The organism is Streptomyces sp. RLA123 (genome assembly GCF_056270165.1).
On sequence record NZ_JBWDOR010000003.1, the window covers coordinates 4420057 to 4441986 of the forward strand.

15 protein-coding genes, 1 tRNA gene and 1 pseudogene are annotated in these 21930 nt (G+C 73.0%); 11 read left to right on the plus strand and 6 right to left on the minus strand.

The genetic code is table 11. The annotated features are described in order from the left end of the window. Window positions 1–3: 3 nt before the first annotated feature. Together lhgO and RV983_RS20160 are read right to left on the minus strand one after the other, a co-directional pair. Window positions 4–1218 carry an L-2-hydroxyglutarate oxidase gene (gene lhgO, locus RV983_RS20155; RefSeq protein WP_475987153.1) on the minus strand — a complete coding sequence of 405 codons (1215 nt, stop codon included), beginning with the start codon at window positions 1216–1218 and terminating at the stop codon, window positions 4–6. 354 nt (window positions 1219–1572) lie between these two features. Continuing rightward, entirely contained in the window at window positions 1573–2985 is a 1413-nt protein-coding gene (locus RV983_RS20160; protein WP_475987154.1) for an MFS transporter, read from the minus strand. 773 nt (window positions 2986–3758) lie between these two features. Between RV983_RS20160 and RV983_RS20165 the strand changes: the two genes are divergently transcribed. From RV983_RS20165 to RV983_RS20190, 6 genes are all read left to right on the plus strand, one after another. Continuing rightward, on the plus strand, window positions 3759–5789 hold the full coding sequence (locus tag RV983_RS20165; protein WP_475987155.1) for an asparagine synthase-related protein: 2031 nt from the start codon (window positions 3759–3761) through the stop codon (window positions 5787–5789). A 113-nt stretch (window positions 5790–5902) separates the two neighbouring features. Further along, window positions 5903–6547 (plus strand): hypothetical protein, encoded by a 645-nt coding sequence (locus tag RV983_RS20170; RefSeq protein ID WP_475987156.1) that lies wholly within the window; start codon window positions 5903–5905, stop codon window positions 6545–6547. Window positions 6548–6634: 87 nt separating this feature from the next. Beyond that, window positions 6635–7846: a DNA polymerase III subunit delta' gene (locus RV983_RS20175; protein ID WP_475987157.1), complete on the plus strand. Its 1212-nt coding sequence runs from the start codon at window positions 6635–6637 to the stop codon at window positions 7844–7846. Between the two features lie 238 nt (window positions 7847–8084). Continuing rightward, window positions 8085–9113, plus strand: coding sequence for an alpha/beta hydrolase (locus tag RV983_RS20180; protein WP_475987158.1), 1029 nt, complete (start codon window positions 8085–8087; stop codon window positions 9111–9113). Between the two features lie 108 nt (window positions 9114–9221). Continuing rightward, entirely contained in the window at window positions 9222–10778 is a 1557-nt protein-coding gene (locus RV983_RS20185) for an alpha/beta hydrolase (protein WP_475987159.1), read from the plus strand. A 93-nt stretch (window positions 10779–10871) separates the two neighbouring features. After that, a tRNA-Thr gene (locus RV983_RS20190) sits at window positions 10872–10945 on the plus strand. 47 nt (window positions 10946–10992) lie between these two features. Here the strand turns inward: RV983_RS20190 and RV983_RS20195 are convergent. Next, window positions 10993–11330: pseudogene (locus RV983_RS20195) on the minus strand (site-specific integrase); the annotation flags it as partial. Window positions 11331–11482: 152 nt separating this feature from the next. Here RV983_RS20195 and RV983_RS20200 point away from each other — a divergent pair. Further along, on the plus strand, window positions 11483–11809 hold the full coding sequence (locus RV983_RS20200) for a hypothetical protein (protein ID WP_475987160.1): 327 nt from the start codon (window positions 11483–11485) through the stop codon (window positions 11807–11809). 631 nt (window positions 11810–12440) lie between these two features. Here the strand turns inward: RV983_RS20200 and RV983_RS20205 are convergent. Further along, window positions 12441–14333: an N-acetylmuramoyl-L-alanine amidase gene (locus RV983_RS20205; RefSeq protein ID WP_475987161.1), complete on the minus strand. Its 1893-nt coding sequence runs from the start codon at window positions 14331–14333 to the stop codon at window positions 12441–12443. 580 nt (window positions 14334–14913) lie between these two features. On the opposite strand from RV983_RS20205, the gene RV983_RS20210 reads away from it, so the two are divergent. Together RV983_RS20210 and gdhA are read left to right on the plus strand one after the other, a co-directional pair. After that, a complete protein-coding gene (locus RV983_RS20210) occupies window positions 14914–15654 on the plus strand; it encodes a sulfite exporter TauE/SafE family protein (RefSeq protein WP_475987162.1) in 741 nt (246 codons plus the stop codon). 186 nt (window positions 15655–15840) lie between these two features. Continuing rightward, complete coding sequence (gene gdhA / locus RV983_RS20215) at window positions 15841–17187, plus strand: NADP-specific glutamate dehydrogenase (protein ID WP_475987163.1); 1347 nt, start codon at window positions 15841–15843, stop codon at window positions 17185–17187. Between the two features lie 66 nt (window positions 17188–17253). On the opposite strand, the gene RV983_RS20220 is transcribed toward gdhA, so the two are convergent. Further along, window positions 17254–17778, minus strand: coding sequence for a TerD family protein (locus tag RV983_RS20220; protein WP_475987164.1), 525 nt, complete (start codon window positions 17776–17778; stop codon window positions 17254–17256). Window positions 17779–17937: 159 nt separating this feature from the next. After that, window positions 17938–20370, minus strand: a complete 2433-nt coding sequence (locus RV983_RS20225; protein ID WP_475987165.1) for a SpoIIE family protein phosphatase — start codon at window positions 20368–20370, stop codon at window positions 17938–17940. Between the two features lie 179 nt (window positions 20371–20549). On the opposite strand from RV983_RS20225, the gene RV983_RS20230 reads away from it, so the two are divergent. Further along, entirely contained in the window at window positions 20550–21083 is a 534-nt protein-coding gene (locus tag RV983_RS20230; protein ID WP_475987166.1) for a SigE family RNA polymerase sigma factor, read from the plus strand. Further along, on the plus strand, window positions 21061–21867 hold the full coding sequence (locus RV983_RS20235; protein WP_475987167.1) for a hypothetical protein: 807 nt from the start codon (window positions 21061–21063) through the stop codon (window positions 21865–21867). The genes RV983_RS20230 and RV983_RS20235 overlap by 23 nt, the downstream gene beginning before the upstream one ends. The last annotated feature ends 63 nt before the right edge of the window (window positions 21868–21930 follow it).

Consider the following 21930-nt stretch of genomic DNA (forward strand, 5'->3'; position numbering starts at 1 on the left):
ATTTTACGTATGTCCCGCGGCCTCCAGTGCCCGCCGGGCGATCTCCCGGCCGATCGGCAGGGACGCGGTCGCGGCGGGCGACGGGGCGTTGAGCACATGGACGAAAGGGCCGCTGCCGGCGAAGAGGAAGTCGTCCACGAGCTCCCCGTCGCGCAGCACCGCCTGCGCGCGCACGCCCGCGCTGGACGGCACGAGGTCGGCGGCGGTCACCTCGGGCAGCAGCCGGCGTACCTCGTCGGTGAACGCCCGCTTCGACAGAGACCGCCGCAGCTCGCCCGCCTCGTACCGCCAGTGCCGGCGGGCGATCCGCCAGGTGCCGGGGAAGAGGGCCGTCTCCAGCAGGTCGCGCGCGCTGACCGTGCGCCGCCGGTAGCCCTCGCGGGCCGAGGCGGGCACCGCGTTGGGGCCGATGTGCACGGTGCCGTCGATGCCGCGGGTCAGATGGACGCCGAGGAAGGGGAACGCGGGGTCGGGCACCGGGTAGACCAGGCCGCGCACGAGCCCGGTGCGCGCCGGGGCCAGCTCGTAGTACTCGCCGCGGAACGGCACGATGCGCACCCCGGTGGTGTCGTCGCCGGCCATTCGCGCGATCCGGTCGGACTGCAGGCCCGCGCAGTTGACCAGCGCCTTCGCGCGGATCGGGGGCCCGTCGCCGGGTTCGACGATCACGGTGCCGCCGTCGCGGTGGACCGCACGGACCTCGGTGCCGTACGCCGTGCGCACCTCGCCGGAGTCGGTGGCCAGGTGGGCCATCGCCTCCGCGACCGCGGTGAAGTCGCACACGCCGGTGGTGCCGACGTGGATCGCGGCCAGGCCCGCGACGTGCGGCTCGCGCTCGGCGATCTGGGCGGGGCCCAGTTCGCGCACCGGGATGTTGTTCGTGCGGCCGCGCTGCACCAGGGCGTGCAGCCGGGGCAGCTCCTCGCGCGCGGTGGCGACGATCAGCTTGCCGGTGACCTCGTGCGGGATGTCGTGCCGTGCGCAGAACTTCACCATCTCGGCGGCGCCCTGCGTCGCGTAGCGCGCCTTGAGCGAGCCGGGGCGGTAGTAGATGCCGCTGTGGATCACGCCGCTGTTGTGGCCGGTCTGGTGCCGCGCCGGGCCTGGTTCCTTGTCCATGACGACCACGGTCGTCCGGGGCGACGCGCGGGTGATCGCGTACGCGGTGGCCAGGCCGACGATGCCGGCGCCGATCACGACGACGTCCGCGGTGTCCATGCGCGCGGTCACCTCCCGCTTGAGGCTTGGCCCGCCGGAGCCGCCGTCAAACCTGCGAGCGGGCCGGTGTGGCGCAGTCGTCTCGCGTACGCCGTGCGGTCACCTCGCGGACGACGGCGGCCGCCGCACCCGGACGGGTACGGCGGCCGTCGTGACCTGCTGCGAAGCGTCAGGCAGCCGACTTGCGGCGTACGAGGACGGCGATCGCGGTGCCCAGGCCGAGGGTGAGGAGCGCGGCACCCCCGATGGTCAGCGCGCCGGCGGCGCCGGTGAACGCGAGGCCGCCACCGGAGTCGCCCCCGGAGGAGGGTCATCCGTCGTTGCGCCGGCTCCCGCGATGGCGCGGCGGCCCGGTTACGCCGGCGCCGCCAGCAGCGGCCTCGCCCGCTCCCGCAACTCCGCCACCCGCGGCTCGTTCCCGTACGGCTCCAGCCGGTGCAGCAGATCCCGCACGTACTCGGTGGTGCGGGCGGAGGAGATCCGCCCGGCGACCTCGACCGCCTTGACGCCGGCCGCGCAGGCCGCGTCCAGGTTGCCGGACTCCAGTTCCGCGACCGCCGAGACGACCAGCCGCAGCCCGTGCGAGCGCACGAACTCCTCCGTGGGCCGTGCGAGCGCCGTCTCGGTGAACCGCCGCACCTGGCCCGGCACCTTGAGGTCGCGGTAGCACTCGGCGGCGTCCGCGGCGAGCCGGTCGTAGGAGTAGAAGCCGAGCCAGGCCGGGTCCGCGTCGCCGTCGCGGGCGCGGTCGAGCCAGGACTCGGCGGCGGCCAGCGCGGCCTCGCAGGCGTGGATCGCCCCCGCCTTGGCGTGGGCGCGGGCCTCGACGAGGTGGAAGAACGACATCGTGCGGGCCGTGGCCAGCCCGCGGTTGCGCTCCAGGGCCGCCTGCGCGAGGTCGACGCCCTCGTCGGCGAAACCGCGGTAGGTGGCCTGGAGCGACATGGACGCCAGGATGTAGCCGCCGAGGGGGACGTCGGCCGCGGCGCGGGCGAGCCGCAACGCCTGGATGTAGTACCGCTGGGCGGCCTCCTGCTGGCCGGTGTCGAAGGCCATCCACCCGGCCAGCCGGGTGAGTTCCGCTGTCGCGCCGAATAACGACCGGCCGACGTCGTCGGAGTAGGAGCCGAGCAGCAGCGGCGCCGCCTCGATCCGCAGGCACTCCGAGACCATGCCCGAACGCCAGTCGCCGCCGCCGTACTTGGAGTCCCAGCGGCGCGCGTCCTCCGCGGCCTCACGGAGCTTGCCGACGTCTGAGTGGCCGACGTGGTGCATGCCGGGGGCGGGGTCCTCACGGGCGACGCGGGCGTCCGCCGGGGTTATCAGCCAGCGGGAGGCGGGCGTGACGTACGCGCTGACCGCGAACGAGCCGGCCAGGCTCTGCCAGATGCCGCCGCCGCCCGGGCCGCGCCGGCCGGGGTCGAGCTTCCACAGGTCGGTCGCGGACTTCACCGCCTCCCCGATGTCGCGGTGGAAGGCGAGGCCCACCTCGGGCGCGGGGTCGGCGTCGGCCAGGCCGATCTCGTGCAGCGGCACGGGACGGCCGAGCTTGCTGCCGATGGCGGCCGCGATGAGGTGCGGGGCGGCGCCCTGCGGCACCATGCCCTTGGTCACCCAGCGGGCCACCGAGGTCTTGTCGTACCGCAGGGTCAGACCGCGTTGGGAGCCCAGGTCGTTGACCCGGCGGGCGAGTCCCGCGTTGCTGATGCCGGCCAGGGCGAGAAGGGTGCCGAGTTTCTCGTTGGGCCCTCGGGGTTCTTTGGTCATGACCATTACCACCTCTCGCCGTAAGCGCGAGGGCCGTGTACGCCTGCCACGCCTGTCACACCCTCTCGACGCACCACAACGGCCGCCCCGGCGTCTCTTGTGGAGACGAGTGGCGCCCACCGCCGCCCGAGGGCATGCGCCGGACCCCGAGCCGCCGGGACCTTCGCTTCTCAGGTGAACCCAGGGTAGTTCTCCGCATCCCGACCGTTAAGAGCTGTTGTCCCGGATGGCGAGATTCCTGCCCTGAATGCGGCCTCGCGACTCCTGCTGGTGGCGCGTGCTACCGGCGTATGCGGCCGTGCGCCCATCCGCGCGCTCTGTACCGATTCGTGCGGTGGCGGTTGCATGGTGCCGTGGGTCGGCCCGCGGCTCTCATTTGCGGCTATGGGGGGTAGCAGCGGGCCAGGGGGCTCCGCCACCACAATCCCCGCGGGTGGCGGACCGGTCCGGGAGGCGTGCCACGCCCCCCGGACCGCGCCGCCCACACGGCGCACAACGGACGAATGCGGGCCGGTGGGACATTGGCCTGAAAATGACGTTTCAAGTCCATTGGCATGCGCGAAGTGCCTCTGATCAGCGGGGAGTTGGGTCGAAACGGCCCCGCTCCGGACCGTGCGCAGCATGCGGCCCGGTACTCGACCATGCCCTCATGCGCCTCCTTTCGCGCCGCACCGTGGCAGCATGTTCCCCGGACGGAGCGGCAGTTCGGCCTGCCGCGGGGGCCAGTTGTCCACGAAGAGGCCCCCCTGGTCCACAACCTGTGGAGGCGGGCGATGCGGTGGCTGGTGGGCTGGAGCAACGCCGCGGTGGGACGGGTCCCCGGGGCGCACGGCCGCACGCTGCTGCCGGTGGGCGCCCAGCTCCTGTGGAGTGACCCCGATCCGCTGTGGGCCGTGGGCGACTGGCGCGCCGACGAGGTGCGCCTGCTGCACGCCGAGAACGGCTCCGTCGCCCGGCTGGCCGTGCTGGGCCGCTGCGCCGCCTCCGACGCCGACCTGCGGGTCGGGCTCTTCGCGGCGCGCGGCGGGGCGCTGCGGCATCTGACCACCTGGGCCGGCAGCTACACCTGCGTCCTCCAGATAGGGCGCCGGATCACCGTGCTCGGTGATCTCGCCGGCGCCCGGCCGGTGTTCCACACCCGGTGGGCGCGGGGCACCGCGTACGCGACGGCGGCGCTGCCGCTGGCGGACCTGACCGAGGCCGCGCTCGACGTCACGTACCTGGCGGCGCTGCTCGCCTGCCCGGACTCCCCCGAGGCGCTGGGCGACGGCACGCCGTACGCGGGCGTGCGCCGGGTGCCGCCGGGGCACGCCCTGATCCTGCGGGAGGCGGTGCCCGAGGTGAGTGGTTACGAGCCGACCGCCTCGCTGGCGGTGGCCGGCACTCCCGCCGCCCATGTGCCGCCCGAGCGCGCGATCGCCGGCGTACGGGACGCCCTGGTGGACGCGGTGCGTGCCCGGCTGGCGCAGCCCCGCTTCGTACCGGAGGCCGGCGAGGAACCGGCGCCCGGTGTGGGTTCCGACCTGTCCGGCGGCAGCGCCTCCTCCACACTCGCCCTGCTGGCGGCGGGTCTGCCCGGCATGCCCGGCACCCCGCTCGGGCACGGTGCGGCGGCCGGCCAGCGGCTGCTGGCGGTGACCTTCAACGACCTCACCGCGGGCGGGGGTCCGGCCCGCGAGGCCGAACTGGAGCGGGCCCGCGCCATGGCGGCCGACCCGCGCCTGCACCATGTGGTCGTGCCCGGTGGCGCGCGGGCCCTGCCCTATGCCGATCTCGACGCCGTCCCTCTCACCGACGAGCCAGGGCCCTCCCTGGTGGCCGCCGGACGGCACCGGCTGCGCCTCGCGGCGGGTGGCGCCGACCACCTCGTCGGGCACGGCGCCCGCCAGGTGCTGGACGCGCACCCGGCGCGCCTGGCCGACCTGCTGCTGGACCGGCGCCGCCGCAGCCTCCTGAGACCCGTCACGGCCCTCGCCCGCGCCGACGGGCCCGCGGGCCGCTCGGTGTTCGTGCCGTTCACGGTCTACCGCGCGGCGCGGCGGCTGGCCCGTACGAGTTATCAACAGGGTGTGCAGAACGCGGCCGCACAGCTGATGGCGGGCCGCTTCGACGAACACGCCGGCCCCCTGGAGGCCTCGCTGGCGGCGCTCACCTGGTGCCGTCCGGGGCCGGCGGCGCGCTGGCTCACCGGTGAGGCGCTGGCTGAAGTATCGGTTCGCCTCCAGGAGGCCGCGGCCCGCCCCCGTACCGCCGTGGAACGCCCCGGCGAGCGCCGCGCGCAGGCCGCGCTCGCCCGGCACGCCGCCGACCACCGTGTCTTCGAGCAGGCCGCCGAGGTGCGCAGCCAGCGGATCCACGCCCCCTTCCTCGACAACCAGGTCGTCCGCGCCTGCCGTGCCCTCCCCGAGACCCTGCGCGTCCAGCCCGGCGCCCGGTCCACGGTGCTGCGTTCCGTCCTGGAGGGCGCGGGCATCCGCGACCTCCCCCCGGGCTGGGGCGCCAACTCCCAGGTCTCCGCGGCCGTCGCCGCCCGGACCGGCCTGCGCGCCTCCGTCGACGGACTCCTCGACCTCTTCGACGCCCCCCTCCTCGCCGACGCAGGCCTGATCGAGGCACGCGTCGTCCGCGCCGCGCTGCACGCGGCCGCCGGCGGGGAGCCCGTCCCCACCGACGGCCTCGCCGAACTCATCGCCACCGAGGTGTGGTTGCGGCGCCTCCTCGCCCGCCGCGGCTCCTGCTGGACCGGCACCGACGCCCCCGCGCAACGCGCCGTCGCGGGCGGCGTGCACCGCCTGTCGATCTGAGCAGCCCCGCCGGAAACGGAATATGACGAGCCGTCATGAGTCCGAGGAGCCCCCTCCGCCCGTCGGGACCACCCCGCTTTGGCGTCGCCGCGGGAATCCGGGAAACTCTCCTCATGCGCATCCCTTCCGTCACGGCGGTCGTCCTCGCCGGGCTGGCGGCCCTGGTGGCCCTCGGCCCGGTCGCGTACGCCACCAAGGAGAGCGACGACGGCAAGGGCACGGTCGCCGTCTACGACGAGGCGCTGGGCACTTCCCGGGGCGACAAGGCCACGGTGTGCACCTTCCACATACGCGGCGAGGGCTTCGGGCCGGGGCAGGCCGTCAACTGGGCCGTGAACCGCGCCAAGGGCGGCCCGGCGATGAACGGCACCTTTGTGACGGGGGACGAGGGGACGGGCAGTTCGGCCCGCATAGTGCTCGCCAACGGCGGCTACACACTGACGTGGGTGGGGGAGGGCGCGAAGCCGCGGCCCTTCACGGTGGAGTGCGCGGCGGTGACGCAGACGCCCGCACCGGCGGCGCCGGCCCCCGCGCCCTCGTACACCCCGGTGCCCGCCGCGTCGACGGCCGCGGTGTTGCCGGGCCAGGGGCCGCTGTCGGCGGCCTCGGGCACCTTGGGGGCGTCGTCGGGGACGGCGGGCACGGTCGGGGCGGCGCTGACGGTGGCCGCACTGTGCGGGGCCGGGGCCGCGGCGGTGCTGCTGCGCAGACGACGCCCGGCGCGGCGGGTCAGCCGGCACCGCAGGGCGGCGGGCTGAGGCCGCCGGAGACGGGGCTGTCGGTGCCGTGCCCGACAATGGTGGAGCCGTAGGACACCGAGGAGCACCACAGGACGGACGGGCACGATGGCGGTATGGGACGACGTGGTCGGCCAGGACCGGGTGACGGAGCAGCTTGCCGCCGCCGCGCGCGACGCGGACGCCTTCGTGACGGCCGCCGCCGCGGGCACCGCCCTGCCGTCCGCGTCGAAGATGACCCACGCCTGGCTGTTCACCGGCCCGCCCGGCGCGGGCCGTGACACGGCGGCACGCGCCTTCGCCGCCGCCCTGCAGTGCGTGAGCCCGGACCGCGCCCTGGGCGGCGCGCCGGGGTGCGGCTTCTGCGACGGGTGCCACACCGCGCTGGTCGGCACTCATGCCGACGTCGAGGTGGTGCGCACCGATCTGCTCTCCATCGGCGTCAAGGACACCCGTGACCTCGTCCGCCGCTCCATCCTGTCCCCGTCGTCCGGCCGCTGGCAGGTCATCGTCCTGGAGGACGCCGACCGCCTGACAGAGGGCGCCGGCAATGTGCTGCTCAAGGCCGTCGAGGAGCCCGCGCCACGCACGGTGTGGCTGTTGTGCGCCCCCTCCATCGAGGACGTGCTGCCGACGATCCGCTCCCGCTGCCGTCACCTGGTGCTGCGCACCCCGCCCGTGCAAGCGGTCGCCGATGCGCTCGTGCGCCGTGACGGGATCGATCCTCTGGTCGCCGAGGCCGTCGCCCGCGCCACCCAGGGCCACATGGACCGGGCGCGCCGGCTGGCCACCGACGAGCAGGCCCGGGCGCGGCGGGCCGCCGTGCTGAAGCTCCCGCTGCGCGTGGACGACGTCGGCGGCTGCCTGAAAGCCGCCCAGGAACTCGTGGACGCGGCGACGGAGGACGCCAAGGAGCTGTCGGAGGAGCTCGACGGCAAGGAGACAGAGGAGCTGCGCGTCGCGCTCGGCGCCTCCGCGGGGGCCGGCAGCCGTATGCCCCGCGGCACCGCGGGGGTGATGAAGGACCTCGCCGACCGCCAGAAACGCCGCTCCACCCGTACCCAGCGCGACACCCTCGACCTCGCCCTCACCGACCTGGCGGGTTTCTACCGGGACGTGCTCGCCGTGCAGATCGGCACGTCCGTTGCCATCGCCAACGTCGAGGCGCGGGACGCCGTGGAGCGCATCGCGTCCGGCTCCCGCCCGGAGAACTCGCTGCGCCGCATCGAGGCCGTCCTCGCCTGCCGCGACGCGCTCGACAGAAATGTGGCGCCGCTGCTGGCGGTCGAGGCGATGACACTGGCGCTGCGGGCCGGCTGAGCACGCCGCTCGCTCTCGAAGGGCCGCCTACCTGCTCATTTGTGCGGCGGACGGGTGATCGTTCGCGCTCTCCCGCGTCGTCGCCCGGTGCCGCGAGGGACCTTGGCCCAGGCTGGCGTCCGGTGCCCCCGCTCCCTGTCCCCGCGGGGGTGAGCGAAGCGAGCGGGGGCGCGCCCCCGCCTCCGGCGCGGGTGCCCGCCCGTGCCCGGAGGGCTGTGGGGGACCTGCGCGAGGTGGTGTGCCGTACGTGCCCATGGTGGCCGAGGTCGTCCTTCTGTACGCATTGCCGGCGCTGGCCGCCGCGGCCGCGGTGCTGCTCGCCCGTTCGGCGCTGCGGCACTGGTGGGAGCAGCGTGCGGGCCGCGTCTACGAGCTGCCGGTGGCCTACGGCGGCGCGGCGCTGCGGGCGGGCGGGGCGTTCCTGGCGGTCGGTGCCGCGTTCCTGGCGGCGGCCTTCCCGCCGCTCGCGGGCCTGGCGGGGCCCCGCGGGGCCCGGGACGTGGTGGTCGCGGCGGCCCCCGCGCCGCCCGCCCCCGCGGACGTCCGTCCAGGACAGCCCCCGGAGCCGGAGGACGACGACGCCCCGCCGCGCACCCTGGGGCACCCCTCCGGCGGCACCTTGGAGGAACTGGAGGACGGCACACGCGTCTGGCTGCCGCCGCAGTACGACTTCCCGAACTCCGCCGGGCTGTACTTCCCCCTGGTCGTCGCGCATCTCGACCCCGCCGACCCGGACCTGTTCGCCGGCTTCGCCGCGCAGTCGCTGCGCGGCCTGGCCGACCCGGTCGTGGTCGTGCTGCCCGCCCGCTGCGGAGGCGGGGCGGTGGAACTGCCCGCAGCGGTGGGCCGGCTCTACCGCGTCCTGCCGGGCCGGACCGCCCGCGCGGTGCTGGGCGTGGGCCAGGACGCGTCGTGCGTGGTGCGCGGGCAGTTGGAGCGCCCCTCCCGGTACGCGGCAGCGATCGGGGTCTCCGGTGCCTACGAACCGGACGGCCCGGAGGACCTGGACGGCGGCCCCGGGCGCCCCGGCCCACGGACGTCCGTCGGCGACGCGTACCCGGACCGCGTCGCCCCGCGCCCGCAGTTGCTGCTCGCCGTGCCCTCCGGCGAGGAGAGCGCCCGCAGTTCCGCCCTCGCCCTGCGGGGCCGGATGCGAGGGGCGCCCGCCGAGGTGCGCGTGCTGGACAACATCACCCCTCGGCGCAGGCTCTTCGCGCTGGTGGCGGGCTACGTGACCGAGAAGCTGGACGGGCCCGGACGGCTGTGACCGTCTCCGTCCTGTCGCGGAATCACCCGTATGAGGGCTGTGGATAACGGTTCGCCCGCGACCGTGCGGATACGCTCGCAAATACCACCACGAGGAACCGAGGCTCTGATGGACACCCCGCGCCTGCTCCGTACGTCCGGCACCGTCCTCGCGGTCGCCGGGCTCCTGTTGTCCGCCTGTACGACCGGCGGGACGAGCCATTCCGCCGCTGCCACGTCGGCCGCGGAATCGCTCAGCGCCCTGCCCAAGGACATCCCGCAGGAGCTACGGCCGTACTACGAGCAGAAGATCAGCTGGCAGGCCTGCAAGGACATGCCGGGCATGCAGTGCGGCACGGTGAAGGCGCCGCTCGACTACGCGCACCCGTCGGCGGGCACGGACCTCGATCTGGCCGTCGCCCGCAAGAAGGCCTCGGGCCCCGGCAAGCGCATCGGCTCCCTCCTGGTCAACCCGGGCGGCCCCGGCGGCTCGGCCATCGACTACCTCCAGTACGCCGCCTTCGGCTACCCCGCGGCCGTCACCGCCCGGTACGACATGGCCGCGATGGACCCGCGGGGTGTCGCCCGCAGCGAGCCGATCCAGTGCCTCCCCGACAAGCAGATGGACACGTTCGCGGCCACCGACGTCACCCCGGACAACAAGGCCGAGGTCGACAAGCTCGTCGCCGAGGACAAGACCTTCGCCAACGGGTGCCGGCAGCACTCCGGCAAGCTGCTGGAGCATGTCACCACCGTCGATGCCGCCCGTGACATGGACATCTTCCGGTCGCTGCTCGGCGACGCGAAGCTGAACTACGTCGGCAAGTCCTACGGCACCTTCATCGGCGCCACCTACGCCGGCCTGTTCCCCCAGCGCGTCGGACGGCTCGTCCTGGACGGTGCCATGGACCCGGCTGCCACCGCCCTCGAGAGCAGCCGCGCCCAGGCCGGCGGGTTCGAGGTCGCCTTCGACGCCTTCGCCAAGGACTGCATCGGCCGGCGCGACTGCCCCCTCGGCACCAAGAGCACCGCCGACGCCGGCCGCCGCCTCGACGCCCTCCTCCGCTCCCTCGACGCCAAGCCGCTGCCCACCGGCGGCAGCCGCAAGCTGACCGAGGCGCTGGGCGCCTCCGGCGTGATCTCCGCGATGTACGACCAGAGCATGTGGCCCACCCTGCGCACGGGGCTCGCCAAGGCCGCCAAGGGCGACGGCAGCGTCCTGCTGCGCCTGTCCGACTCGTACTACGAGCGCGACAACAAGGGTCACTACTCCAACCTCATGTACGCCAACGCCGCGGTGAACTGCACCGACCTCCCGCCGGCTCTCAACGGCCCGGATGCCGCCGAGCGCGCGGTCTCCACCTTCCGGGAGGCCTCCCCGCACTTCGGCGACAACCTCGCGTGGTCCAGCCTCATCTGTGCCTACTGGCCCGTCCGCCCCATCGGCCACCCCCAGCGCATCGAGGCCCGCGGGGCCGCCCCCATCCTCGTGGTCGGCACCACCCGCGACCCCGCCACGCCCTACGGCTGGGCCAAGGCCCTCGCCGAGCAGCTCGACTCGGGCGTCCTCCTGACCTACAAGGGCGACGGCCACACCGCCTACGCCCGCGGCAACGACTGCATCGACACCGCGGTCAACACCTACCTCCTCAAGGGCACCCCGCCCGCCGCCGGCAAGACCTGCTGACCTGCGCAGTCGGGAGGCCCCGACCCTGGTCAGGGCCTCCCCCAGAACTGTGTAGACTTGTGCCCGCTGCCGATGCGAAGCTGTCGGCAGCTCGCCGCCTTAGCTCAGTTGGCCAGAGCAACGCACTCGTAATGCGTAGGTCTCGGGTTCGAATCCCGAAGGCGGCTCACCTGAAACCCCAGGTCGGATCCAATCCGGCCTGGGGTTTTGTCGTTCAGCGGACGTGACGGCGACGGCGATGGCGGGATCGGGCCGCGCGGGTGTCGGCGGTCTCAGTTCTGGTCTCAGTGGGGCCCGGACCGGGGGCTGGGGGAGCGGGCGCGAAGCGCTCGCCATGCGTCGCGTGGCGTCCTTCGACAGGTGGGACCGGCCCTTCGCGCAGCGGCGGGTCTGGCTGATCTGGGTCTGCCGCAGGATCTCCATGATCGTGGTCATGTCGACCCCGAGTTCGTTCAGGATCGTGCCTGCTGTGTGGCGACTCCCGTCGTACAGACGGCGGTCGTCAATTTCGGCCTCGGCCAGCAGCTCCTTGAACTCGTCATAGTCGGCGCACAGCGGCCAACTGCGGCCAGACGGTTGCTCGGTCGTGGAGCGTGCGGTCCTGAAAACCAGCCCGCCGTGTCGGAGCCGGGTTGCGGTTCGCTGGTGTACAGGGCGGGTGACGAACCATGCCGGTGTCAGTGGTCGGGGTTAGGGTCCGCGGCATGACCGTCATCTCAGTTCCCGATCCCGAGGATCCCAAGTCGGGCCGGACGATCCCCGTGCCTGAATCTCTTGCTGACCTGCGACGTTCGTACGACGAGGCGCACGATGCGATCGGCGTGCATCAGCGGGGGACGCAGCGTCCAGTGCTGGAGTGGGACGAGGAGACGCGGGCGGAGAGCGACCGCTTGATGGGGGTCTGGCGTGCGGTCGCGGTGGAGTTGCGGAAGGGCATGGAGGAGTCGGGGCTCGAGGCGGAGTTCGGCGCCTACAAGGTGGGACGCGCTTTGCGGAAGGCGGTGTACGGGTTGGACTACAACGGGAAGTAGCCCGCCCCGCACGTAGAGCGGCGGCCCGGGCTCCCTTCGGTGGGGTTCTGGACCGCCGTTCTGGGCCGGCCGCACGCGCACCGTGCAGAGCGAGGCCAAGCTCCGGCGGGCCTTGAGGCGGGGGGTCTGCAGCCGGTTGACGGTGGACTACCCCGGTCCGGCACAGGGGATCTGCCGCAGGGTCTCAGTTGCAGTCTCAGCTGACGGCAGTTGCGGGGTGTTGACTGTCATCGCCTGCTGCATCGCAGCCGCTCGGACAACGGCTTCTTCAATTTGGCCTCGGCCAGTCTGGTTCGGCCCCAGATGACTGCGCGCCAACGACGTGGTGTTTCGCCGCCACCGGATGGTGGGGCCTGAGGCTTCGGGGACGTCGGTGAGGCCGGCGAGCTGCTCAGCGAGTGCGGAACTGACTCGTCCGCAGTGGTTCGACCGCGGGAACGTGGGCGTTCCGGGCACCCCGACGGAGTGCTCGGCGTTCGGCCAGACGCGCGATTCCCGCAGTAGCGGGTGACGGCAGGGCCCCTCGGCGGGCGGGCGGACCGGGGGCCGGTCGCCGCGGAGCCGAGGGGCCCTGTGCGTGCGGTGGTTCAGCGATCGCGCGCGGTCGGCGCGCGGATCAGCGGTACGTGCCTCAGGCCGTGGTCGCGGTGACGTCGGCGGCGTTCACGTACACGTAGCGGTGGTTGAACTGCACCGTGTAGTACAGCTTCGCGCCGGTGACGACGCCCTGCCGGCTCGGGAAGAAGTCCTGGCCGTTGAGCGGGGGCTGGTCCGCCACGTAGGCCTGGCCCGCGGGGATGCCGTAGTTGGGTGCCGTGAGCGGGTTCTGCGGGTCGGCGCCCCACCCGGCCGGGACCTCGGAGGGGTCGGGGAAGGCCGTGCCGTAGACCGGCGCGGGCGTACTGCCGGCCGCGGTGAGGATCTTCACACCCGTGGTCGGGATGGTGTTGCCGCCCTTGGGGTTGCTGATCCAGCCCTTCTGGCCGTCGAACCAGATGGCCGTCCAGTCGCCCTGCTGGTCGGCGACGACGAACTGCTGGCCGGCCTGGACCGTGGTGCTCCAGTCGCTGACGCCGTTGCTGCCGCTGGTGGCGGTGGGGTGCACGTTCGCGTCCAGGATGAGCGGGGAGTCCTCGCTCGGGCCCTGGTGGACGAAGAGCGAGCCGGCCGGGACCGTCTTCGGGGTGCACGCGGTGGTGCCACCCGTGGGGTCGTCGGACGGGCAGACGGTGAAGGTCTGCAGGTTCTTGTTGAAGGTGGGGGCGATGGTCACCACGCTGCCGACCGGTCCGACCCCGCTCGTCCTGTCGTCGAACGGAGCGCCGATCTTCTTCATGAAGCGGGTCCAGTCCCACTCGTTGCCCTGGTCCCAGTGCATGCCGGCCAGGTCGGCCGTCTTGCCGCCGGGCACGTTGTCGTGGGCCAGGATGTGCTGGCGGTCCAGGGGGATGTCGTACCGCTCGGCGAGGTACTTCACCAGCTTGGCCGTCTGCTGGTAGACGGTGTCGGTGTACCACTGCGCGCCGAAGGCCGAGAAGCCCTCGTGCTCGATCTGGATCGAGCGCAGGTTGCTGTCGTAGTTGCCGTCACCGAAGGCGACGTCCTTGTCCGACACCATCTGGGTGACCGCGCCGTCCGAGGAGCGCATCACGTAGTGCGCGGCGGTGGCGTTCGGCCCCTGGAAGGTCTGGATGGCCGCGTCGTAGGAGCCCTCGGTGGTGTGCAGGACGATCTGCGTGATCTTGATGCCGTTGGCGGGCCGGTTGGACACCTGGACACCCGTGGACGAGGCCTGGACGAACTGGCAGTCCATCGACTTGGGGCACTCGGCCGGCGTGGCCGGACCGGCCTTGGCCAGCTTGAGCTTCGCCAGCTGACTGGTGTCCGGGGTGGCGGACGGGTCGGCCTGCAGGGTGACCTGCTGACCGTCCGGGGTCGTCTGCCGGACGCCGGACCGGATCGAGGCGAAGACGTCGGAGACGAAGGACTGCGCGGCCTTCTCGTCCGTCATCCCGCTGTACTGGGCGACCGCCCCGGCCCAGTCGGACGGGGTGTCCGACGTCCGGCCGGTCAACTGCTTCTGGTAGGACGCCAGCAGGGCGGCGCCGCCCCGGAGGTTGTCCCGCCGGTTGTGGCGCAGGCCGTCGGCGGGAATGCCGGTCAGCTTCGCGGCGGCGAGGAGGGTGTGCAGCTCGGGGTGCTTGGATGCCGAGGTGAGGTCCGAGTGGGCCGGTATGCCCGCCGGGCCCTTCTGCAGCATCTCCAGCGTCGCGTCGGTGAGGTTCATCAGTCCCCACCCGGCGGTGTTGCTGTAGCCGGAGTGGGACTGGAGACCGGACTCCTGGCGGGCCACGCCGAGGAGTACGGACACCGGCACCTGGTACTCGGCCGCGGCGGCCTCGAAGTCCGCCTGGGTGGCCGACTGGTGGCGGGCCGGGGCGGACTGACCGGCCAGGGCGGTCGAGGGCAGGAGGGTGAAGGCACCTACCGCCAGGGCTCCGCCGGCGACAACGGCCGGAAGCAAACGCTTCCTTGATCGCTTGTGCAAGGCATTCCTTCCGATACTGCTGTGTGGCGCGTGGCACGCACGGCGCAGGGACCGGGAGGTGCCTGATCCCGTGCCGGGTACGGCCACGACCTCACCGCCTGCGCCGCGCGACGACCGCGATCCGGCGTGGATTCCGGCACATCGGCGTGGGCGGGAGGAGATGCGCACTGAAGTTCTGGCGTGCCACTTCGAGCCGGCACCGTTGTCATCAGGCTTGTCGACGGCGGCCGATCAGCGGCACGCCGAGCATTCAAGCACACCGTTCCCTTGGTACTGCCATCGATTGCGTGATCCGGGCGGCGGAGGGCCCGCCGGCGGGCCCGGACCGGAGGTAACCCCGGTAACGTGCCCGGGTTGACATCCATTTGACCCTCGCGGCACGGCGCTCCGATGAAGCTACCGGCGTGCCACAACGTTTCACAGCATCTCCAGATGTTGCCGTCTCCGGTGAAGGCAAGGCGTCCACCGGATGCCCCGGAGGGGACCCCGCCCGGAGCGAGGCAGGACCGAGCGGATAAGAAGACCGGGTGACCCGGATATCGCGTGGGCGGCCCTGATGCCGTCACTGGACGCCGCCCAGTGGGCGGTGGCGCTGCTCGCGCTCTTCCTCGTCGGCTACTCCAAGACCGGGGTGTCCGGGGCGGGGACGGTGGGGGTGGCGCTGTTCGCGCTCGTGCTGCCGGCGAAGCTGTCGACCGGGGTGCTGCTGCCGTTGCTGCTGGTCGGCGATGTGGTGGCGGTGGCGTCGTACCGGCGGCACGCCGACTGGGGCCGCCTGGTGCGGTTGTTCCCGTGGGTGGTCGTGGGGGTGCTGCTGGGGGCGGCGGTGGTACGTCGGGTCGACGACGCGCGGATGCGGGAGTTGATCGGGGCGCTGCTCCTGCTGATGCTCGCGGTGCACTGGTGGAGCCGGCGCCGCGGCCCGGACGACCGGATGGTGCACCACCGGGCCGTCGCGGCGGGGGCAGGGGTGCTGGCCGGGTTCGCCACGATGACGGCGAACGCGGCGGGACCGATCATGGCGCTGTACTTCCTGGCCGTCGGGCTGCCGATGCTGGGCTTCCTCGGCACCAGCGCGTGGTTCTTCCTGCTGCTCAACGCCTTCAAGGTGCCGTTCAGCATCGGCCTCGGCCTGATCACCCCGGCCACGCTGGCCTTCGGCGCGCTCACCGCTCCCGCCGTCCTCGCGGGGGCCGCCGCGGGCCGGGCGACGATCAGCCGCATCAGCCCGAAGGTCTTCGAACGCGTCACGGTCGTGCTCACCCTGCTGGCGGCCGTGCGTCTCGTCACGCTCTGAACGCTCCGGCCTGCGCGTGCGTCTCGTCACGCTCTGAACGCTCCGGCCTGCGCGGTCGCCGCGGCGGATGCGCTGTCCCTCCACTGACACATGGCCTTCCTCCGTCCGTACTCGTTGACACGGCAACGGCCGGTCGCGCCCCGCACGAGGGGGCGCGTCCGGGATACCAGACGAGAGAAGGCGCGCATGAACGTCAGTGCACACATCGAGGCCGTCTATGCGGAGGTCTGCCGGCGCAACGCCGGCGAGCCCGAGTTCCATCAGGCGGTGGGGGAGGTGCTGCACTCGCTGGCGCCGGCGCTGCAGGCGCACCCGGAGTACCTGGAGGCACGGATCGCGGAGCGGGTGTGCGAGCCGGAACGTCAGGTGATCTTCCGCGTGCCGTGGGTGGACGACCAGGGCCGGCCGCAGGTCAACCGGGGCTTCCGGGTGGAGTTCAGCAGCGCGCTGGGACCGTACAAGGGGGGCTTGCGCTTCCACCCCAGCGTGAATCTGGGCATCGTGAAGTTCCTGGGCTTCGAGCAGATCTTCAAGAACGCGCTCACGGGCCTGGCGATCGGCGGTGGCAAGGGCGGCTCGGACTTCGACCCCAAGGGCCGCTCCGAGGCCGAGGTCATGCGCTTCTGCCAGTCGTTCATGACCGAGCTCTACCGCCACCTGGGCGAGCACACCGATGTCCCCGCCGGGGACATCGGTGTCGGCGGCCGGGAGATCGGCTACCTCTTCGGCCAGTACAAGCGGATCACCAACCGTTTCGAGGCGGGTGTCCTGACCGGCAAGGGCATCGGCTGGGGCGGTTCGCAGGCCCGCACCGAGGCCACCGGCTACGGCGCGGTGTTCTTCGCCAAGGAGATGCTGGCCACGCGCGGCGAGGGCTTCGAGGGCCGCAAGGTGGTCGTCTCCGGTTCCGGCAACGTCGCGGTGTACGCGATCGAGAAGGTGCGCGCCCTCGGCGGCACGGTGGTGGCCTGCTCGGACTCCTCGGGCTATGTCGTCGACGAGGACGGCATCGACCTGGAGTTGCTGAAGGAGGTCAAGGAGGTGCGCCGCGGCCGGCTCTCCTCGTACGCGGAGGCGAAGCCGAAGGCGCGCTGGTCGGAGCGCGGTTCGGTCTTCGGGGTGCCCTGTGACGTGGCGCTGCCCTGCGCGACGCAGAACGAGCTGGCCGGGCAGGACGCCGGCACGCTGGTCAAGAACGGGGTCGCGGCGGTCGCCGAGGGCGCGAACATGCCGTGCACGCCCGAGGCGATCGAGACCTTCCGCGAGGCCGGGGTGCTCTTCGGGCCGGGCAAGGCCGCCAACGCGGGGGGTGTGGCGACCTCCGCGCTGGAGATGCAGCAGAACGCCTCCCGCGACATGTGGACCTTCGCGCAGACCGAGGCCCGGCTCGCCGCCGTCATGCAGTCCGTGCACGCCGAGTGCCGCGCCACCGCCGAGACGTACGGCGGCAGCGGGGACGACTACGTGCTCGGCGCCAACATCGAGGGCTTCCTGCGGGTGGCCGAGGCGATGACCGCGCAGGGCGTCGTCTGACGATCCGCCGGGACGGGAAGGCCCGCCGCCGCGACGGCGGGCCTTCCCGCGCGTTCGGGCAGGGCCTCAGGAGGCGCCCATCTCCCGGGCGAAGGAGCCGGGGTCGGTGTCGTAGCCGCGGACGACGGGGTGGAAGTGCCACTCGCCCGAGGTGGCCCGGACGAACTCGCCGAGGGCCGCCGCGGTGGAGCCGGCGACCTCGGAGAAATCGGAGGCGATGAGGTCGGCGTAGCCCTCGACGACGCGCACGTGGGTGCCCGCGACGTCGCCGAAGGTGATCCGGCCGTCGCGCTGCTGGATGGCTATGCCGACGACGACGCGGCCGAACGCCGGGGAGAGCCGGTCGAATTCGAGGGTCATGATCTCGTCGTCGCCCAGGCCCTTGCCGTTCTTGCTGTCGCGGTTGAGCGTGATCGTGCCGTCCGGCGAGCGGCTGTCGAAGTGCACGAGGTAGGCCGGATCGCCGTGCGGGGACTTGGCGAGGTAGGTGGCGGCGACGATGTCGAGGTCGTGGGCGGGGGATCCGAGCGGGCTGGGGTCCCACTTGAGGCGGACCTCGACCTTGCTGACGCCCTTGTTGAGGGTGCTCACTGCTGCTCCTCCGTCGGTACGGGGTGAATCGGCGGGCGGGGACGCCGAGTTCGAGTCTCCGACGGAACGACCCCCGATCACAAGATCACCTGGTCGGGGCACCGGCCGTCGCCGACAGGACAGGTGATCCAGTGAGCCCTAAAGGCAATTGACGAGGCGTCAGGCGGCCGCGAGGGACTGCTCGGCCCAGATGGTCTTCCCCGCGGGGGTGTGCCGGGTGCCCCAGCGGTCGGTGAGCTGGGCGACCAGCAGCAGGCCCCGGCCGCCCTCGTCGGACAGCCGGGCCCGGCGCATGTGCGGGGTGGTGCCGCTGCCGTCGGAGACCTCGCAGATCAGGGAGCGGCGGTCGCGGATCAGCCGCAGCTGGATCGGCGGCCCGCCGTACCGGATGGCGTTGGTGACCAGCTCGCTCACCACCAGTTCGGTGGTGAACACCACGTCGTCCAGGCCCCACGAGGCCAGCCGCCGGGCCGCCTTCTGCCGGGCCGCCGCCACGAAGGCGGGGTCGCTGGGCAGGTCCCAGGAGGCGACGTGGTGCGCGTCCAGGGCCCGGGTGCGGGCCACGAGCAGGGCGATGTCGGCGATCCGCCGTTCGCCTGCGACCTTGCCGCGCATCGCCGCCAGGACCCGGTCGCACAGGTTGTCCAGGGACCCGGCAGGGGCGGCGAGCGCCCGGCGCAGCTGCTCCAGGCGCTGGTCGACGTCGCGGCCTCGGGAGGCCAGCAGCCCGTTGGTGAACAGGGCGAGCACCCCGCCCTCGGGGACGGTGGTCTCCGCGGCCTCGTACGGCAGGCTGCCGAGCCCCAGCGGCTGCCCGGCGGGCACGTCGACCGCGGTCACGGTGGAGTCGGGGAGCACCAGCAGGGGGGCGGGATGGCCGGCGCGGGCGAGGGAGCACACCCGGGAGACCGGGTCGTAGACCACGTACAGGCAGGTGGCACCCACATCGCCGGGGATGTCCGCCAGCGTGCCGCCGGCGGGGGACGAGGGGTTCGCCGGGCAGTCGTCGGTCTCCCGCTCGTACGCGGAGTGGGTGACGATGTCGTCCAGGTGGGTCAGCAGCTCGTCCGGCGGCAGATCGATGTCGGCGAGGGTGCGCACGGCCGTCCGCAGCCCGCCCATGGTCGCGGAGGCGCTGATGCCGTGGCCGACGACGTCGCCGACGACCAGGCCCACCCGCGCGCCGGGCAGCGGGATCACGTCGAACCAGTCGCCGCCCGCGTCGCCTCCGGCCGGCAGGTAGCGGGCGGCGGTCTCCACGGCGCTGAGCACGGCCGGGCCGTGCGGGAGCAGGCTGCGCTGCAGCGCCAGGGCGACGCTGCGCTCACGGGTGAAGCGCCGGGCGTTGTCGACGTAGATCGCGGCCCGGGTGACCAGGTCGTCGGTGATCGTGACGTGCCTCGCGCGGAAGCGCTGCGGGCTGCCGCCGTGGCGGATCAAAGTGACCGCGCCGAGTGTCGCGCCCCGGGCCCGGACCGGCACCGCGATCAGCGAGTGCGCCCCGTACTTGCGGACCAGCGCGGCACGCGGTGGGTCCTGGTCCAGCCAGGCGGTGATCGAGGGATCGGTGAAGGAGCGCATGACGGGCCGGCCGGTGATCATGCACTCGGCGATGGGCGAGATGCCGGGGTGGAGGTGCAGGCCGCCGGGCGAGAGCACCGTCTCGGGGACGGACCGGTGCGCCGCCCGGCGCAGCTCGACCGGACCGGACAGCACGGGCGGGGGCTGCTCGCCCCGGAACACCTCGTCCAGCAGGTCGACGCTGACGAAGTCGGCGAACCGGGGCACGATGACCTCCGCCAGTTCCCGCGCGGTCCCCTCCACCTCCAGGCTCGCCCCGATCCGGGTCCTGGCCTCGGCGAGGAGCGCCAGCAGTTCCCGGGACTCGGTCTCCTGGGTGTGGTCGAAGGCGACCAGGCCGACCGCGTGCACCCGTCCGCCGGTGTCCTTCAGCGGGAAGATGTCCACGCCCCACACATGCCCCCGGGGATCGCCGGGGACCCGCGAGGCGTACTGCTCCATGTAGTCGACCACGCCGGTCGCGGCCACCTTCTGGATGCGCTGCTCGTTCTCCTCGAAGGCCGGTCCCTCCAGGAACTCGGTCGGCCGCAGCCCGCGCAGTTCCGCCTCGGAACGGCCGGTGGCCCGTTCCAGGCCCGGGTTGGCGCGCAGCACCCGGGCGTCGCGGTCGTAGATCATCAAAACGTCGGGGTTCTGCTCGAACATCCACCGCATGAGGGTGGCGTCCGCGTACGGGCCGAGGCCGGGGGGCGCCTCCGCCGCGGTGTCCGCCTCGTCCGCCCGGTCCGCGGGCACGGCCAGGAACAGGAAGCCCACCCGGCGCTCGCCGTCCAGCAGCGGTACGACGCGGGCCCGGCCGCCCGCGGGAAGTGCGCGGCCACCGCCGACGAGATCGTCCAGCGGTCTGCCCACCGCCTCGTCGGGCGCGTACCCCAGCAGGCGCTGGGCCCCTGCGCTCCACGACGTGACGCGGCCGTCCACGTCGGTCACGGCGATGGCGGCCGACGCGTCGAGGCGCAGACCCGCAGGTCCGGGGGGAAGCGGGCCCGCCGGCGTACCGGGTTCGTCCATGGCGTATACCTGGCCCTCTGCCGCATAAGCGGGCACTGTCCACCATTGCCCGCGCGCGGTGCGATGGCAAGGCGAACGGAACGATCTTCGTCCCCGAGGCAACCGAACAGGTGCCCCATCCGGTTGGTCGGTTGTGAGGCCGGATTCAGGGACAGGAATGCGATGGCGAGGACAGCACGGTGAGGGACGCGGCTCCGGAGTTCGAGGAGTTCGTCACCGCGCGCGGGCCGAGGCTGCTCCGGGTCGCCTGGCTGCTGACGGGGGACGCGCACCTCGCGGAGGACCTGCTGCAGACGGTGCTGGCGAAGGTCTGGCCGAAATGGCGCGGGATAGCCGCCGAGAACCCCGAGGCGTATGTGCGCAAGGCGCTGGTCAACACGCATTCGTCGTGGTGGCAGCGGCGCTGGCGGGGCGAGGTGCCGCACGGCGAGGTGCCCGCCGGCGCGTCGGCGGGCGACCCGTTCGCCTCCGTCGATCTGGAGCAGTCGCTGGCGGCCGTCGTACGGCGGCTGCCGCCGCGGCAGCGGGCCGTGGTGGTCCTGCGCTACTTCGAGGACCTGAGCGTGGAGGAGACCGCCGCGGTGCTCGGCTGCCGGCCCGGCACGGTCAAGAGCCAGGCGGCCAAGGCGCTGAGCACGCTGCGTACGGAACTGGCGGCGGTGCCCAGTCTGACGGAAGGGGGTGAGCGGCATGCGCAACGGGACTTCGCGTGATCGCGAGCAGGAGCCGGGCGGCGAGGACGAGTGGGAGCTGAGCGTGCTCCTGGAGCGGACCGTGCCGCAGCCCCTCGCCCCCGCCGACCGGATGGCGCAGGTCAGGCACCGGGTCCAGCGGCGCAGGCGGCGCCGGATGGCGGCGTTGTCCACGGCCACGGTGGCGGCCGTCGGCATCGGGCTGCTCACGATGGCGGGCCTCACCGGGGGAGGCACCGAGCCGCACCGGCGGACCGTCGCGACCCCCGCCGCGGGCACCGCCACTTCCCCGCCCGCGTCCGGCCCCACGTCCATGCCGTCGGCCGGTCTGGGCTCGGACGCGTGGACGATCGTGCGTCTGCAGGACCTGTACGGGCTGACGCTGCGGCTGCCGCGCGGCTGGAAGGGTTTCACCGCCCTCGACGGGAATGCGATGATGGTCGGTTTCGTCTCGCAGCAGCCCATGCACGTGGACGCCTCCTGCGCGGCCATCCCGGACCTCGGGTACTCGGCCTGTCCGCCGCTCGACCGGTTGCGCAAGGGCGCGGCGCTGATCTACATCCACAAGACGATGTCCACGAAGCGGAACGGAAAGACCGGCTTCGACGTCGTGCGACCCGACACACCCGGCAAGGGCTGCCAGATCCTCGGCGGCGACGCCGAGATGCAGGCATGGGGCGGTATCCCCACGAAGAAGGACCGGCCCCTGGCGCTCTACGTCAGCATCTGCATGCGCGAGCCGTCGCAGGACACCATCACGGCGGTCGGCAAGGCCTTCGAGACGGCGCGGTTCCAGCAGGGGTGATCGCCCCGGACTTCCGTTGCCAACCCGCTCGCATCGTCACGTCCATCACGTCACGTGTCACGC